The sequence below is a fragment of the Bradyrhizobium sp. HKCCYLS3077 genome, from assembly GCF_051167555.1.
In the GTDB taxonomy this organism is placed as follows: domain Bacteria; phylum Pseudomonadota; class Alphaproteobacteria; order Rhizobiales; family Xanthobacteraceae; genus Bradyrhizobium.
Map to the genome: position 1 here is coordinate 779,151 of NZ_JBNPTH010000003.1, position 14,738 is coordinate 793,888.

13 protein-coding genes are annotated in these 14,738 nt (G+C 66.2%); 10 read left to right on the forward strand and 3 right to left on the reverse strand.

Annotated features, from left to right (window positions below):
• Positions 1-5 precede the first annotated feature (5 nt).
• Genes ACQR0Z_RS15560 through ACQR0Z_RS15575 form a run of 4 tightly spaced genes read left to right on the forward strand, consistent with a single transcriptional unit; the run spans position 6 to position 4,040 of the window.
• Entirely contained in the window at positions 6-1,067 is a 1,062-nt protein-coding gene (locus ACQR0Z_RS15560) for a branched-chain amino acid ABC transporter permease (RefSeq protein ID WP_434919186.1), read from the forward strand.
• Between the two features lie 23 nt (positions 1,068-1,090).
• On the forward strand, positions 1,091-2,845 hold the full coding sequence (locus tag ACQR0Z_RS15565; RefSeq protein WP_434919187.1) for an FAD-dependent oxidoreductase: 1,755 nt from the start codon (positions 1,091-1,093) through the stop codon (positions 2,843-2,845).
• Positions 2,846-2,864: 19 nt separating this feature from the next.
• Positions 2,865-3,770 carry an intradiol ring-cleavage dioxygenase gene (locus tag ACQR0Z_RS15570; RefSeq protein WP_434856718.1) on the forward strand — a complete coding sequence of 302 codons (906 nt, stop codon included), beginning with the start codon at positions 2,865-2,867 and terminating at the stop codon, positions 3,768-3,770.
• Positions 3,771-3,803: 33 nt separating this feature from the next.
• Entirely contained in the window at positions 3,804-4,040 is a 237-nt protein-coding gene (locus ACQR0Z_RS15575; protein WP_434878667.1) for a hypothetical protein, read from the forward strand.
• A 268-nt stretch (positions 4,041-4,308) separates the two neighbouring features.
• Here the strand turns inward: ACQR0Z_RS15575 and ACQR0Z_RS15580 are convergent, their stop codons facing one another.
• The gene (locus ACQR0Z_RS15580) at positions 4,309-4,659 is read right to left on the reverse strand and encodes a RidA family protein (RefSeq protein WP_008965519.1); all 351 of its coding nucleotides are present in this window, start codon (positions 4,657-4,659) and stop codon (positions 4,309-4,311) included.
• Positions 4,660-4,949: 290 nt separating this feature from the next.
• On the opposite strand from ACQR0Z_RS15580, the gene ACQR0Z_RS15585 reads away from it, so the two are divergent.
• The 6 genes from ACQR0Z_RS15585 (at position 4,950) to ACQR0Z_RS15610 (ending at position 11,386) form a co-directional block, all read left to right on the forward strand.
• A complete protein-coding gene (locus ACQR0Z_RS15585; protein WP_434856716.1) occupies positions 4,950-5,927 on the forward strand; it encodes an ABC transporter substrate-binding protein in 978 nt (325 codons plus the stop codon).
• Positions 5,928-5,950: 23 nt separating this feature from the next.
• A complete protein-coding gene (gene ilvD, locus ACQR0Z_RS15590) occupies positions 5,951-7,657 on the forward strand; it encodes a dihydroxy-acid dehydratase (RefSeq protein WP_434919188.1) in 1,707 nt (568 codons plus the stop codon).
• A gap of 271 nt (positions 7,658-7,928) precedes the next feature.
• Positions 7,929-8,774 (forward strand): ABC transporter ATP-binding protein, encoded by an 846-nt coding sequence (locus ACQR0Z_RS15595; RefSeq protein WP_434919189.1) that lies wholly within the window; start codon positions 7,929-7,931, stop codon positions 8,772-8,774.
• The gene (locus ACQR0Z_RS15600; RefSeq protein ID WP_434919190.1) at positions 8,771-9,547 is read left to right on the forward strand and encodes an ABC transporter permease; all 777 of its coding nucleotides are present in this window, start codon (positions 8,771-8,773) and stop codon (positions 9,545-9,547) included. The genes ACQR0Z_RS15595 and ACQR0Z_RS15600 overlap by 4 nt, the downstream gene beginning before the upstream one ends.
• The gene (locus ACQR0Z_RS15605) at positions 9,544-10,305 is read left to right on the forward strand and encodes an ABC transporter permease (RefSeq protein ID WP_434919191.1); all 762 of its coding nucleotides are present in this window, start codon (positions 9,544-9,546) and stop codon (positions 10,303-10,305) included. Before ACQR0Z_RS15600 ends, ACQR0Z_RS15605 begins: the two co-directional genes overlap by 4 nt.
• A 34-nt stretch (positions 10,306-10,339) precedes the next feature.
• Positions 10,340-11,386 carry a peptidase M29 gene (locus tag ACQR0Z_RS15610; RefSeq protein WP_434919192.1) on the forward strand — a complete coding sequence of 349 codons (1,047 nt, stop codon included), beginning with the start codon at positions 10,340-10,342 and terminating at the stop codon, positions 11,384-11,386.
• Between the two features lie 1,263 nt (positions 11,387-12,649).
• Here the strand turns inward: ACQR0Z_RS15610 and ACQR0Z_RS15615 are convergent.
• Entirely contained in the window at positions 12,650-13,636 is a 987-nt protein-coding gene (locus ACQR0Z_RS15615; RefSeq protein WP_434919193.1) for a 3-hydroxybutyryl-CoA dehydrogenase, read from the reverse strand.
• Complete coding sequence (locus ACQR0Z_RS15620; protein ID WP_434919194.1) at positions 13,633-14,727, reverse strand: NAD/NADP octopine/nopaline dehydrogenase family protein; 1,095 nt, start codon at positions 14,725-14,727, stop codon at positions 13,633-13,635. The genes ACQR0Z_RS15615 and ACQR0Z_RS15620 overlap by 4 nt, the downstream gene beginning before the upstream one ends.
• Between the last annotated feature and the right edge of the window lie 11 nt (positions 14,728-14,738).

Below are 14,738 nucleotides of genomic sequence, written 5' to 3' on the forward strand. Positions count from 1 at the left end.
GGGCGATGCACGGACGAACTTTCCCCTGGCGCGTCGAAACGAGGACCAAGGCCTCGACCGTCTTTGCCGTCATTGCGGCGCTCATCGTCGTAGCCGGCGTGATCGCGCCGGCCTATCTGCCGCGCGCGACCTTGCAGGATCTGTTCTTCATCCTGACCATGCTGGTGCTGGCGCAGAGCTGGAACCTGCTCGCGGGCTATGCCGGCCTCGTCTCCGTCGGCCAGCAGGCCTTCGTCGGCCTCGGCGCCTACGCGATGTTCGCCGGCGTCGTGCTGCTCAAGCTCGATCCGCTGCTCTCGATCCTGCTCGGTGGCGTGGCTGCGGCTGCGCTCGCCATCCCCGCCGGCTTCTTCGCCTTCCGTCTGCAGGGGGCATACTTCGCGATCGGCACCTGGGTGGTCGCGGAGATCGTCCGCCTCGTCGTCGCGCAATGGAAGACGCTCGGCGGCGGCACCGGCACGTCGCTGCCGGGCGCGGCGACCCGCGCCATGTTCGGCACCGATGTCGTGCAGCGCCTGTTCGGCGTCCGGCCGGCGCAGGCCGTCGACATCATCTGCTATTGGCTGGCGCTGCTGCTCGCGGTCGCGACCATCTTCACGGTGTATCGGCTGTTGCGCTCGCGCCATGGTCTCGCGCTCGCCTCCGTCCGCGATAACCAGGAGGCTGCGCGCGCCGTCGGCGTCGATGCGCGGCGGCTGAAGGCCATGGTCTATCTGACCAGCGCGGCGCTGACCGGTCTCGTCGGCGCGCTGATCTACGTGCAGAAGGCGCGGATCTCGCCGGACGCGGCGTTCTCGGTGATCGACTGGACCGCCTATGTGATCTTCATCGTCGTGATCGGCGGCATCGGCACCATCGAGGGGCCGATCGTCGGCGTCCTGATCTTCTTCGGCCTGCAGAAGCTGCTCGCCGATTTCGGTTCGCTCTATCTGCTCGCGCTCGGCCTGATCGGCATCGTCATCATGCTGTTCGCGCCGCAAGGATTATGGGGCCTGTTCGCAAGCCGGACCGGCATCCAGCTGCTGCCGGTCCGCCGCCTGCTGCGCGGCGGACCGATCGACAACTGACAACAATCGACAGGGAGGGCCCGATGGCCGACATCAAGACAGACGTTCTCATCATCGGCACCGGTCCGGCCGGCTCGGCCGCGGCGGCGCTGCTGTCCACCTATGGCGTCGAGAACATGGTGGTCAACCGCTATCGCTGGCTCGCCAACACGCCGCGCGCCCACATCACCAACCAGCGTACGATGGAGGTGCTGCGCGACCTCGGCCGCGACGTCGAGGACGAGGCCTACATGTTCGCCTCGCAGCAGGACATCATGGGCGAGAACGTGTTCTGCACCTCGCTGGCCGGCGAGGAGATCGGCCGGCTCAAGACCTGGGGCAATCACCCGCTGTCGCGCGCCGAGCATCAGCTGTCGTCGCCGGCGAAGATGAACGATCTGCCGCAGACCTATATGGAGCCGCTGCTGTTCAAGACGGCGTGTTCGCGCGGCACGCAGGCGCGGATGTCGACGGTTTATGAGAGCCACGTCCAGGACGACGACGGCGTCACCACCACTTTGCTCGACCGCCTGACCGGCAAGACGTTCACCGTGCGCTCGAAATATCTGATCGGCGCCGACGGCGGCAACTCGCTGGTCGCCCAGCATGCCGGCCTGCCGTTCGAGGGCAAGATGGGCGTCGGCGGCTCGATGAATATCCTGTTCAAGGCCGATCTGTCGCGCTACGTCGCGCACCGGCCGTCGGTGCTGTATTGGGTGGTGCAGCCCGGCGCCGATGTCGGCGGCATCGGCATGGGGCTGGTGCGCATGGTCAGGCCCTGGACCGAATGGCTGATCGTGTGGGGCTATGACATCAACCAGCCTGCGCCGGAGGTCGACGAGGCGTTTGCCGTGAAGGTCGCGCGCGATCTCGTCGGCGACCAGGACCTTCAGATCGAGCTGCAGTCGGTATCGACCTGGACCGTCAACAACATGTACGCGACCCGCACGTCGCATGGCCGCGTGTTCTGCATGGGCGACGCGATCCACCGCCATCCGCCATCGAACGGCTTGGGATCCAACACCTCGATCCAGGACGCCTTCAACCTGGCCTGGAAGCTCGCTTATGTCATCAAGGACCGCGCCGGGCCAAAGCTGCTCGACAGCTACACGATCGAGCGCGCGCCGGTCGCCAAGCAGATCGTCACCCGCGCCAACAAGTCGATCGAGGAGTTCGGGCCGATCTTCCAGGCGCTCGGCCTGCTGGACTCGATTGATCCCGTCAAGATGCAGCAGAACATGGACGCGCGCTGCGACCGCACCGAACAGGCCGAGCAGCAGCGTGCCAAGATCCGCGAGACCATCGCCAGCAAGGTCTATGAGTTCGATGCCCACGGCGTCGAGATGAACCACCGCTATCGCTCGGACGCCATCGTGACCGACGGGCAGCAGGAGCCGGCCTTCACCCGGGATCCCGAGCTGCACTTCCAGCAGACGACCTGGCCTGGCGCGCGGCTGCCGCATGCGTGGCTGTTCGGCAAGGATGGCACGAAAATCTCGACGCTCGATCTCGCCGGCCATGGCAAGTTCACGGTGCTGACCGGTATCGGCGGCGAGGCCTGGGCGGCGGCGGCGAGGAAGCTCAGCCAGGAGCTCGGCATCGAGATCGACGCGCATGTGATCGGCCCGCGCCAGGTCTGGCAGGATCTCGACGGCGACTGGTCGCGGTTGCGCGAGGTGAGGGACGGCGGCATCGTGCTGACGCGGCCGGATCAGCACGTGTGCTGGCGGCGCGAGACCTTGGCCGAGGATCCGGCGGCGGAGCTGCGCCGCGTGTTCAAGCGGATCCTGGCGAACTGAAGCGGAAAGGGAAGACCTCATGGACGATCATGAGCAAGGCTATTTCACCGAAGAGAACTCCGCCGAAGTCGTGATCGGCCGCAACAAGAACGCCAAGGACGCGCGGCTGAAGGAGGTGATGGCGGTCATCACCCGCAAGCTGCACGAGGCGGTGAAGGAGATCGAGCCGACCCAGCAGGAATGGTTCGAGGCGATCATGTTCCTGACCCGCACCGGCCAGATGTGCAACGAATGGCGGCAGGAATTCATCCTGCTGTCGGACGTGCTCGGCGTCTCCATGCTGGTCGACGCGATCAACCACCGCAAGCCGGCCGGCGCGTCCGAGAGCACCGTGCTCGGGCCGTTCTACGTACACGACGCGCCGGAGCTGCCGCTCGGCAGCAACATCTGCCTCGACCGCAAGGGCGAGGACATGGTGATCTCCGGCACGATCCGCGACACCGAGGGGCGGCCGATCCCGAATGTGAAGATCGACGTCTGGCAGACCAACGATGACGGCTTCTACGACGTGCAGCAGAAGGGCCTGCAGCCCGACTTCAACCTGCGCGGCGTGTTCCGCACCGACGAGGCGGGCCGCTACTGGTTCCGCGCCGTCAAGCCGCGCTTCTATCCGATCCCCGACGACGGCCCGGTCGGCCAGCTCCTGGGCAAGCTCGGCCGGCATCCCTATCGGCCGGCGCATCTGCACTTCATCATCTCGGGCGACGGCTTCGAGACGCTGACCACCCACATCTTCGATCCCGACGATCGCTACATCGATTCCGATGCGGTGTTCGGGGTCAAGAAGAGCCTGCTGGCGAAATTCGATCGCGTCGACGATCCCCGCCGCGCCGAGCAGCTCGCCTTCGCCAACCCGTTCTGGGAGACGCATTTCGACTTCGTGCTGGCGGCGGTGCGCATCGGCCGGTCGCAGGATCACGTGTAGGAACGAACCGGTGGCAACGTCCGTTGGACGACCATGACAGGCAGAGACACCCGCGACCTGCGCTCCGGCGCCTATGATCCCGTCAGCAAGGACGGTTTGCCGCAACCGCAGCAGGTCAAGGACGCAACGACGCCGCGCCAGCGGGAGCAGTGGGGCGCCGACGTGCGCGCCGAGCCGCTCCCCGGCACCGAACCGGTGCTCCCGGAAGGGCTGACGCGCGAGCGGCGCGATCCGCTCAATCGCAACACCGGCCGTCGCGAGACTAAATAGAAGCCGCGAACTCGCTGCGCTCCCTCTCCCCGTTCTTCACGGGGAGAGGGTTGGGGTGAGGGGCAGCGGAACGGGTGGTGTGAAGAGGGGCACACGCGCCAGGAGCGTTCGCGGTGAGACCTGTACCCCCTCACCCGGATTGCATCTATCGATGCAATCCGACCTCTCAGCGCGAGCGAAGCTCGTCGCGCCCCCGCAAGCGGGGCGAGGTGCAGCGAGCGAGCCGCACGAGCGTGAGTCTCACGGCAACTGCGCAATCCGCACCAACTTACTTCGCCGCGATCACCATGATCTCGACCGTGTATTGCGGCGCGGCCAGCCCAGCCTCGACGGTGGCGCGCGCCGGCGTGTTGCCGGCCGACACCCAGCCGTCCCACACCGCGTTCATCTCGCCGAAGGTCTTGATGTCGGTGAGGTAGATCGTCGCGGACAACAGCTTGGTCTTGTCGGTGCCGGCCTTGGCGAGATGACCGTCGATGATCGACAGGATCTCCTCGGTCTGCTTGGTCACGCTTTCGCCGGCGGTCTTCTGCGCGACGACGCCCGCCAGATAGACGGTATTGCCGTGCACGACGACCTGGCTCATGCGCGGGCCGACTTCAAAGCGCTGGATGGACATCGAGAGAACTCCTTAAAAGGTCAATTCGGGGCCTCTCCCTAGCGCGTGCCGCGCCGCAATGCCAGTCGGCTGCGACGGCTTCGGAGCGACGCGACCTTAAATTGCGGGTCTGGCGTCCTGCAAACTCCACGCGGCCATCATGTGTTTTCCGCCTGCCGACGCATTGTCGCGTTGCGGCGAAAGCTGCTCATGGCAGAGGCAAGCACGGAATGTTTTCCGCGCTTGCACCGATATTTGAGACATGAAACATTCCCCGCGAGGTTCCTTTTAAACGATTTCGGAGGGGCGTGATGCGGACACGGTTAATGCTGGCGGCGCTGGCAGCGATGACGTTGGCGACGAATGCGGGGCCGGGCTTCGCGCAGCAGACGATCCGCGTCGGCTGGACCATTCCGGCGGAGGAATCCAAATACTGGATGATGAAGCGGCCGAGCGAATTTCCGGATCTCGGCAAGACCTACAACATCGAGTGGACCCAGTTCCAGGGCACGGCACCGATGACCCAGGCGCTCGCCGCTGGCGCGCTGGATTGCGCGACCCAGGCCCCGCTGTCGCTGTCGAACGGCGTGGTCGGCGGCGGCCTCAAGGCTTACATCGTCGCCCAGCACGTCTATGAGAAGCCCGGCGGGTTCTCGGTGTATTGGGCGGTGAAGGACGATTCGCCGATCAAGACCATCGCCGATCTCAAGGGCAAGACGGTGGGCATCTCCGTCATCGGCGGCGGCACGCAGGGTCCGTTCAATCTGCTCCTGAAGCAGGCCGGGCTCGATCCCGCCAAGGACATCAAGCTGGTCGAGGTCGGCTTCGCGGTCGCCGAGGATGCGCTGCGCCAGGGCCGCGTCGACGCCGTCAACATGAACCAGCCGTTCGCCGCGCGCGCCGAGGCCAAGGGCGGCACCCGAAAGCTGTTCCAGCTGTCGCAGGCGATGCCGAACATCGTCCACATCCTCGAAGCCTGCCGCGCCGACTTCGTCGACAAGAACCCGGAGCTGGTGAAAGCCTATGTCCGCGACATCACCGCCGGCATGAAGAAGGCGCTTGCCAACCGCGACGAGACCCTGAAGGTCGTGTCCGAAGTGATGAAGGTGCCGGTGCCGGTCATCGAGACCTATCTGCTCAAGGACAATGATTTCGGCCGCGACCCGGTCGCCGCGCCGAACTTCCCCGCGATCCAGAAGATGCTCGACATCTACGCCGAGACCGGCATGCTGCCGAAGCTCGACGTCGCACAGTTCAAGCATCCCTCGATCGTCGCGCCGATCCAGTAGGGCGCCACGCGGAGCAAGCATCGATGAGGAAGCTGCGCTCGCGCGTCACGGTGGAGGGGCTCGACCGCGCCCCGCACCGCGCCTTCATGCGCGCGATGGGTCTGGATGATGCCGACATCGCCAAGCCGATGATCGGCATCGTCAGCCAGAAGGGCGAGCAGACGCCTTGCAACATGACGCACGACTTCCAGGTCGATGCCGCCAAGACGGGGGTGTCCGAGGCCGGCGGCACGCCGCGCGAATTCGCCACCGTCTCGGTGTCCGACGGCATCAGCATGAACCATGAGGGAATGAAGTTCTCTCTGTTCTCGCGCGAGCTGATCGCCGATTCGATCGAGGCCGTGGTGCACGGCCTCGCCTATGACGCGCTGATCGGCTTCGGCGGCTGCGACAAGACCCTGCCCGGCGTGATGATGGGCATGGTCCGCTGCAACGTGCCGTCGATCTTCATCTATGGCGGCAGCGCGCTGCCCGGCAAGTACCAGGGCAGGACGCTCACCGTTCTCGACTCGTATGAAGCTGTCGGCAGCTACATGACCGGCGAGATCGACGCCGCCACGCTCGAGGGCATCGAGCGGTCCTGCCTGCCGACCATCGGCGCCTGCGCCGGACAGTTCACCGCCAACACCATGGGCATGCTGTCGGAGGCGATGGGGCTGTCGATGCCCAACGTCTCGATGATCCCCGGCGTCTATGCCGAGCGCGGCCACGTCGCGCGGCAGGCGGGGCGGCTGATCATGCAGATGCTCGCCAACGGCGGGCCACTGCCGCGCGACATCGTCACCCGCAAATCCCTTGAGAATGGTGCGGCGATCGTGGCCGCCACCGGCGGCTCGACCAACGCCGCGCTGCATCTGCCCGCGATCGCCAACGAGGCCGGCATCCGCTTCACGCTCGACGATGTCGGCGAAATCTTCGCGCGCACGCCGCTGATCGGCAATCTCCGGCCCGGCGGCAAGTACACCGCCAAGGACGTCTATGACATCGGCGGCGCGGCCGTCGTGATCCGCGCGCTGATCGAGAGCGGTCACATCGACGGTTCCTGCATCACGGTGACCGGTCGCACGCTCGCCGAGCAATATGGCACGGCCAATGCACCCGATGGAGAGGTCGTCTTCACTCCGGCCAAGCCGATGATGGCCGATGGCGGCGTCGCGGTGCTCAAGGGCAACCTCGCGCCGGATGGCGCGGTCATCAAGGTCGCCGGGCTCAAGAGCCTGGTGTTCGAGGGTCGTGCCCGCGTGTTCGAGGACGAGGAGGCGTGCGTCGCCGCCGTCCGTGCGCGCAACTACCAAGCGGGCGAGGTGCTGATCATCCGCAACGAGGGGCCGGTCGGCGGCCCCGGCATGCGCGAGATGCTCGGCGTCACCGCGCTGATCTACGGCCAGGGTATGGGCGAGAAGGTCGCGCTGATCACCGACGGCCGCTTCTCCGGCGCCACCCGCGGCATGTGCATCGGCTATGTCTCACCGGAAGCCTTCGTCGGCGGTCCGCTGGCGCTGGTGAAAGATGGCGATCCGATCCGCATCGATGCGAAGGCGCGGACGCTCGACGTGCTGCTCGACGAGCGCGAACTCGCCCTGCGCCGCAGCGCGTGGATGCCGCGGCCGCCACGGCACCGCGCCGGCGCGCTCGCGAAATACGCAAAGCTGGTCGGGCAGGCTCCGCTCGGCGCCGTCACGCATGAGGGACCAGCCGAATGGCCATGGTTCGATCAGGAACAGGAATGAGAGGCGACGCGCGACGATTGGCAGGGTTCTTGCTCATCTTGCGACCATACACCCCGTCCTTCCGGGGCAATCGTCGAGGCGCAGCCTCGATGATTGAACCCGGAATCTCGAGCTTGTTGAGCATGAACGCCCGGCCAGTTCGAGATTCCGGGTTCAAGGCCTTCGGCCTTGCCCCGGAATGACAGTGGATGTGGTCGGGGATGAGTCCCTGCGTTTGCCGTCATGATAACTTGGAGCCGCTGAGCGTGCTGCACCGGAAAGAGAAGCCGACATGGGCGTGACCCCGATCCGACCCGGCGAGCTCGCGGGCGTTCCGCTCGGCCGCCATGCTGCCACGCCGATCATCGAGATCGACCACGTCTCGCAGGTGTTCAAGACCTCGTCGCGCCGCGACCACACCGCGCTGTCGGACATCTCGCTGTCGATCGAGGAGGGCGCCTTCGTCTCGATCCTCGGTCCGTCCGGCTGCGGCAAGTCGACCTTGCTCTACATCGTCGGCGGCTTCGTCAAGCCGACCGGCGGCGCCGCGAAGATGAAGGGCAAGCCGATCACCGGTCCCGGCACCGATCGCGGCCCGGTGTTCCAGGAGTTCGCGCTGTTCCCCTGGAAGAGCGTGCTCGGCAACGTCATGTACGGCCCGCTGCAGCAGGGCATGAAGCCGGCGAAGGCCGAGGCGCTCGCGCGGACCTTGCTCACCATGGTCGGCCTCACCGGCTTCGAGAAATTCTATCCCAAGGAGCTCTCAGGCGGCATGAAGCAGCGCGTCGCGCTGGCCCGCACGCTGGCCTATGGGCCCGAGGTGCTGCTGATGGACGAGCCGTTCGGCGCGCTCGATGCGCATACGCGTACGCGCCTGCAGAACGATCTGCTCGACATCTGGGAGCGCGACCGCAAGACCGTCCTGTTCGTGACCCACTCGGTCGAGGAAGCCGTGTTCCTCTCCGACAAGGTCGTCATGATGTCGCGCTCGCCCGGGCGTATCCGCCAGGTCATCGACATCGACCTGCCGCGGCCGCGCCGCCGCGAGGAGCTGCTGCTCGATCCGCGCTACCAGAACTACATCGTCGAGATCGAGCGCATGTTCGACGCCTCCGGCGACAACGAGCTGCCGACATGAGCGGACTGATGAAGCCGCTGGCGCCGGTGCTGGCCTGCTGCGGGCTGCTGCTCGCCTGGCAGCTCGCCTCGCTCGGGCTGAAGAACGACAGCTTCCCGACCGCGCTGGAATCGCTGCGCGCGATCCCGCCGATTCTCACCGACAAGGAATCGCTGATCAACATCCTGGCCTCGCTGCGGCGGATGGCGATCGGCTTCGCGCTCGCGCTGGCCTTCTCGATTCCTTTGGGATTGCTGATGGGCCGCAGCCGGGCCACCGCCGCCTTTTTCAATCCGCTGCTGATGCTGATCTACCCCGTGCCGAAGGCGGCGCTGATGCCGATCATCATGCTGTGGCTCGGCGTCGGCGATATCTCCAAGACGCTGGTCATCTTCCTCGGCGTCAGCCTGCCCGTGATCTACCACAGCTTCGAGGGCGCCAAGGCAGTCGAGGAGAAGATGCTGTGGTCGGGCGCCGCCATGGGCCTGTCGCCGGCCGAGCGCCTGCTGCGCATCGTGCTGCCCGCCGCGCTGCCGGAAATCCTGACCGGCTGCCGCACCGGCCTCGTCCTGGCGCTGATCACGATGGTGACGAGCGAGATGATCGCGCGGCAGTCCGGCGCCGGCAACATCCTGTTCAACGCGCTCGACATGGGGCAGTACGACACCGTGTTCGCGATGATCATCATCGTCGGCGCGATGGGCATCTGCCTCGATGCCGCGTTCGAAATCGTCAGGCGCTGGCTGGTGCGCTGGTCGGAGCCGCAGTTCGACATGCCCCTGAGCTTCTCATGACGCGCACCTCCAACAACGTCCTGCTGGGCGCCGCGCCGATCGTGCTGGTCCTGCTGTTGTGGCAAAGCCTCGTGTCGTTCGGCTATGCGCCGCCGACCCTGCTGCCGCCGCCGGGGCAGGTGTTCCTGCGCATGGCGCAGCAACTCTCCAGCATCACCTTCCAGCAGGACATCGCCGCGACCCTGTTCCGGCTGTTCGCCGGCTTCGCCATCGCCGTCGTGCTCGGCGTCTCGCTCGGCATTGCCGCCGCGGTGAGTCCGCCGATCAACGCCGCCGTCAAGCCGATCGTTCGCGTGCTGGCGCCGCTGCCGAAGGTCGCGCTCTATCCCGCCTTCCTGCTGCTGCTCGGCTTCGGCCACGAATCCAAGATCATGCTGGTGGCGGCCGACGCGCTGTTTCCGATCCTGCTGTCGACCTATTACGGCGCCACCACGATCGAGCAGAAGCTGATCTGGTCGGCGCTCGCCGCCGGCACGCCGCCGCGCGACGTGCTGTGGAAGGTGGTGCTGCCGGCCGCGATGCCCTCGATCCTGACCGGCTGCCGCATCGGCCTCGTGATCTCCTGCATCGTCGTGTTCCTGGCGGAGATGATCACCTCGACCGACGGACTCGGCCACGTGCTCGTCACCGCCGCGCGCACCTTCCAGGCGGTCGACATGTTCGTGCCGCTGATCACGATCTCGCTCTTGGGCCTCATCCTCAACGCCCTGCTGCAGGGCCTGCGCGCGTACTTGCTGCGCGGCTTTCCCTCAGTCTGATAAAAGCAACCAACGACAATTCGGGAGAACGACCATGCTGGCGGATCGCATCGAGGCGAAATGGATCGACGCATTCTGCGAGATCTTCGAGCGCTGCGCGGTGAAGGCCGGCGACACCGCCGCCATCCTGTCGGAGACGCAGTCGCGCCCGCTCAACGTCCACATCGCAGAACTGGCGCTGCTGCGCATGGGTGCGCGCCCCTTCCATGTGGTGGTGCCGACGCCGCGCAATCCCCATCCGGTGCCGGTGCGCTCGACCGGCGCCTCTGAAGCCATCGGCAAGCTCGGCCCCGTCGTGACGGCCTTGCAGCAGGCCGGCTTCGTCGTCGACTGCACAATCGAAGGTCTAATGCATGCGGTGGAGACGCCGGAGATCCTCAAAGCCGGCGCGCGCATTCTCGTGATCTCCAACGAGCATCCGGAAGCGCTGGAGCGCATGCGGCCCGATGCAGCGCTGGAGAAGCGCGTCCGCGCCGCCGCCAAGATGCTGCGCGGCACCAAGCGGATGCGCGTGACCTCGAAGGCCGGCACCGATCTCGATGTGATCATGGAGGGGGCCTCGACGGTCGGCGTCTGGGGCTGGACCGATCGTCCCGGTACCTTGGCGCATTGGCCGGGCGGCATCGTCGTCAGCTTCCCCAAGAGCAAATCGGTCAACGGCACCATCGTGATGGCGCCCGGCGACATCAACCTCACCTTCAAGCGCTATCTGTCCTCGCCCGTCACGATGACGATGCGCGACGACTACATCACGGATCTGGAAGGCGAGGGCGCCGATGCCGCGATGATGCGCGCCTATCTCGCCTCCTGGGGCGATCGCGAGGCCTATGCCGTCTCGCATGTCGGCTGGGGCATGAATCCCGGCGCACGCTACGAAGCACTGACCATGTACGACCAGCGCGACACCAACGGCACCGAACTGCGCGCCGTCCCCGGCAACTTCCTGTTCTCCACCGGCGCCAACGAATTCGCCGGCCGCTACACGGCGGGCCATTTCGATCTGCCGATGATGGGAACGACGATCGAGCTGGATGGGGTGGCCGTGATCAAGCACGGCGTGCTGCAGGACGTGTTCGGGTAGTACTCTTGGTCGTATTCGAGCAATCGCCCCGATGACGGTGCGCTCCCCTCCCCCCAAGCGAAGCGGAGCTTCGCAAGGCGGGGAGGGGTCGGGGGTGGGGGTCCCCGAACTCCGCTCTCAGAGAGGAGAGCTGAGAAACCATCTGCGGGCGCGCTGTGAGTTTAAGTTGGCGACCTTACCCCGTCATTGCGAGCGTAGCGAAGCGCTGGGGTATCCCACGCCGTTCAGCTCCCCCGGAGACCCCCACCCCCGACCCCTCCCCGCAAGGGGGAGGGGAGGGCACCGCGATCGCGGCGGCAGGTTGCCTCAAACGACGAGGCGGACGCATGTCACGTGTGATCGTATGTATTCCGAAAAATATAAATCACTTGCCATTTTTCGGAATATATGGTTCTCTCTCCCCATCCCGCCTCAAGCAGAGGGGCGTAGCGCGCGATCGTCACGACACGCGAGGCGGGGAGCGGTGGCCGCGAGAGATCGCAGCGTCTTCTCACGAGGGCGCGGACGAACGATGTCTTGCGGACGGTCAAGTCGCGTGGTCCTGGCCTCCCGATGCTGAGGTCAAGTTCGCGCTGGTGCTGACGCATCACGTGGACGACGGTGGCCAACAAGCCCGGCGCACCGGGGAGATCGCGAAGCAGCCGTAAACCCATCGCGCAGGGAATGCCGGCGTGTTCCGGCTTTGCCTGTGGTACCTGCCGCCTGCATTTTTCTCCGCAGGCGGGCCATGGGTGAGGCTGTCACCCGGCATTCCCTGCGCCCTCTGCATGTTTGCGAGGGACGAACTGATCGCACACCTCGGGCGCAACGCGCCGCGAGATCGCAATGACACGTCCGCGATGTCGTAGCTGTTTGAAGCGTGAATTTGCCGCACCCACAACTGTCGTCCCGGACAAGCCATGACGCGCGCCAGCGCGGCATGGCGCCGATCCGGGACCCATACTCCGCAGCAGAGGTGATGGGCACAATGCCAATGACCAGCCTGCCTCAAACCGCTCCCTGGGGTTATGGATCCCGGCGTTCGCCGGGATGACGACGGTGCTTGTTGATTCAATCGCGATCAACATGAGCGAGAGGCCAGAGCCCCGCTGCCGTAGGGTGGGCAAAGGCGCTGTCGTGCTGCGTCTCAGAGTTCAGTTGGTGATGGCGCCGTGCCCACCATGCATTCGCGGATGCTGAGCGAGATGGTGGGCACGGCGCGAGCGACATCGTCGCGCAACGGCGATGGCGTGCCGCGCCTTTGCTCCCCCTACAACGTCATCCTCAATCCACCACCGGCGGCCGCGTCAGCTTGAAATGCCTGAGCATGTCGACCAATGCCCCAAGCCGCTGCTCGCGATAGGCGGCGACATCCATCCCCGAATAATCGAGGAACCCCGCCCCGGTGCGCAGGCCGATCCGGCCCTCGGCCATGTTGCGCTCGATCACCTCGGGCGCGCGATAGCGGTCGCTGCCCAGCGCGCCTTCGAGATAGCGGCTGGCGTAGTAGAGGATGTCGCCGCCGCCCCAGTCGATGAACTCCAACAGGCCGAGCACCGCGTAGCGGAAGCCAAAACCGTAGCGGATCGCCTTGTCGATCTCCTCGGCACTGGCGACACCTTCGCCGACCATGCGCGCGGCCTCGTTCATGGCGAGCGCCTGGATGCGCGGCACGATGAAGCCCGGCGTCGCCGCGCACACCACCGGCACCTTGCCGATCTCTTCGAGCAGCGCCTTCAGCCGCGCCGTCACGTCGGGATCGGTCGCCTGGCCCGGCGAGATCTCGACCAGCGGGATCAGATAGGCCGGATTGAGCCAATGCGCATTGAGGAAGCGCTCGGGCTTGTCGATCGCACCGGCGAGATCATCGACCAGGATCGTCGACGTCGTCGAGGCGATGATGACATCCGGCGCCACAGCGCGCGAAGCCGCGCCGAGCACCTCGCGCTTGAGATCGACGATCTCCGGCACGCCCTCGAACACCAGCGTGGTCTGCGCCAGCACGTCGTTGCTCGCCGCCGCCGGCGCGACGGTGATCTTGGCCATCAGCCTGTCGGCATCGGCGGCCTGCAGCATCCCGAGCCGCGCCAAGGTCGCGAACGTCGCGCTGATCTCGCCGAGCGCCTCGCGCTCCAGTTTGGCGAATTCCTCCGCCGTGCGCGGCTTGATGTCGATCATTGTCACTGGATGACCGGCATAGGCGAACGCGACCGCGATGCCGCGGCCCATGCGGCCGGCGCCGAGACAGGCGATGTGACCGCGCGCGCTCATGCCGCGAACCCGTCGCGCAGCAGCGCCTGCAGGGCGGATCGATCGAGTCCACCAAAGCCCAGGCTGCTCAGCGTGCGTCCCGTCGCCATGAAATCCTCGCCGCAGATCGCCCCGCCAATGGCGAGGAACGCGCGAGCAAGTGGCGTGGGCGTTCCGGTCAGCTCCGCAGCCGAGATCAGGAATGACAGTCCGAGCCGAAGATCCTCACGCATGTAGCGATGCTGCGTCAGCACCAGCTGCTCGCGCCAGTCCCCGGAGTCGGTGAGCCGGTCATGCGAGCCGCGGCCATACATCCAGACCTCGCCCTCCTTGGCGTAGTGATGCGCCAGCGGGAAATGCGGCGCGCCATAGCCGAGCGCCTCGCGCACGGCGATCCGCTCCGCGTCGAGCGCGTCGGTGACGCGGCGGATCGCGGCTTGCGTGCCTTCCTTGTGAATGTCCCAGCGCTCGAAATGCTCGATCGGACCGGCATTCATCACGATCAGCGGCGGATGAATGATGCAGCCGGCATTCATGAGCGCGCCCGACAGCGCATCGCCGCACGGCTCGATTACGTCGGGGAAGGCGCGTCCGATGACGGCAAGCGCGTGCTCGGCTGTCTTCTGCGGGAAGACGCCGACCGGCAGCCGCTTGGCGCGAATGGTGATCGCCACCTCGAACGGCCCGTGCTTGCGCGTCAGCCAGGGCAGGGTGCCGGTCTCCGCGTAGCTGATCTGGGCCTTGTTGCCGGCGTCACGCGCGGCCGCCGCAAAGATCATCGTGCCGAACGTCGCCGGTGGCAGGAACACGACCTGGCCGTCGGCGAGATGCGGCGCGAGCTGTTTCGCGATGTCTGCTTGCGCAAAGGCCGGCGCGGGGCAGAGAATCAGCTCGGCGCCCCGGACGGCCTCGCCGATATCGGTCGTGACCAGCGCGAGCTTCGCCTCGTGCCGGCCGCTGACGTCCTTGACGGTGATGATCGAACCCGCCGCTCTGTGCTGCGCCACGGCGTCCGCATCGCGGCGCCAGAACCGCACTTCGTGGCCTGCAAGCGCGAAATCACCCGCGGCTGCGAACGAGCCGTTGCCTCCGCCGAGCACTGCAATCTTCAAGAGCGCATCTC

Coding starts and splice junctions, on each gene's coding strand:
- ACQR0Z_RS15600 (WP_434919190.1), top strand. CDS start 8,771: ATGAGCGGACTGATGAAGCCGCTGGCGCCGGTGCTGGCCTGCTGCGGG.
- ACQR0Z_RS15595 (WP_434919189.1), top strand. CDS start 7,929: ATGGGCGTGACCCCGATCCGACCCGGCGAGCTCGCGGGCGTTCCGCTC.
- ACQR0Z_RS15575 (WP_434878667.1), top strand. CDS start 3,804: ATGACAGGCAGAGACACCCGCGACCTGCGCTCCGGCGCCTATGATCCC.
- ACQR0Z_RS15585 (WP_434856716.1), top strand. CDS start 4,950: ATGCGGACACGGTTAATGCTGGCGGCGCTGGCAGCGATGACGTTGGCG.
- ACQR0Z_RS15570 (WP_434856718.1), top strand. CDS start 2,865: ATGGACGATCATGAGCAAGGCTATTTCACCGAAGAGAACTCCGCCGAA.
- ACQR0Z_RS15565 (WP_434919187.1), top strand. CDS start 1,091: ATGGCCGACATCAAGACAGACGTTCTCATCATCGGCACCGGTCCGGCC.
- ilvD (WP_434919188.1), top strand. CDS start 5,951: ATGAGGAAGCTGCGCTCGCGCGTCACGGTGGAGGGGCTCGACCGCGCC.
- ACQR0Z_RS15580 (WP_008965519.1), bottom strand. CDS start 4,659: ATGTCCATCCAGCGCTTTGAAGTCGGCCCGCGCATGAGCCAGGTCGTC.
- ACQR0Z_RS15615 (WP_434919193.1), bottom strand. CDS start 13,636: ATGAGCGCGCGCGGTCACATCGCCTGTCTCGGCGCCGGCCGCATGGGC.
- ACQR0Z_RS15610 (WP_434919192.1), top strand. CDS start 10,340: ATGCTGGCGGATCGCATCGAGGCGAAATGGATCGACGCATTCTGCGAG.
- ACQR0Z_RS15605 (WP_434919191.1), top strand. CDS start 9,544: ATGACGCGCACCTCCAACAACGTCCTGCTGGGCGCCGCGCCGATCGTG.
- ACQR0Z_RS15560 (WP_434919186.1), top strand. CDS start 6: ATGCACGGACGAACTTTCCCCTGGCGCGTCGAAACGAGGACCAAGGCC.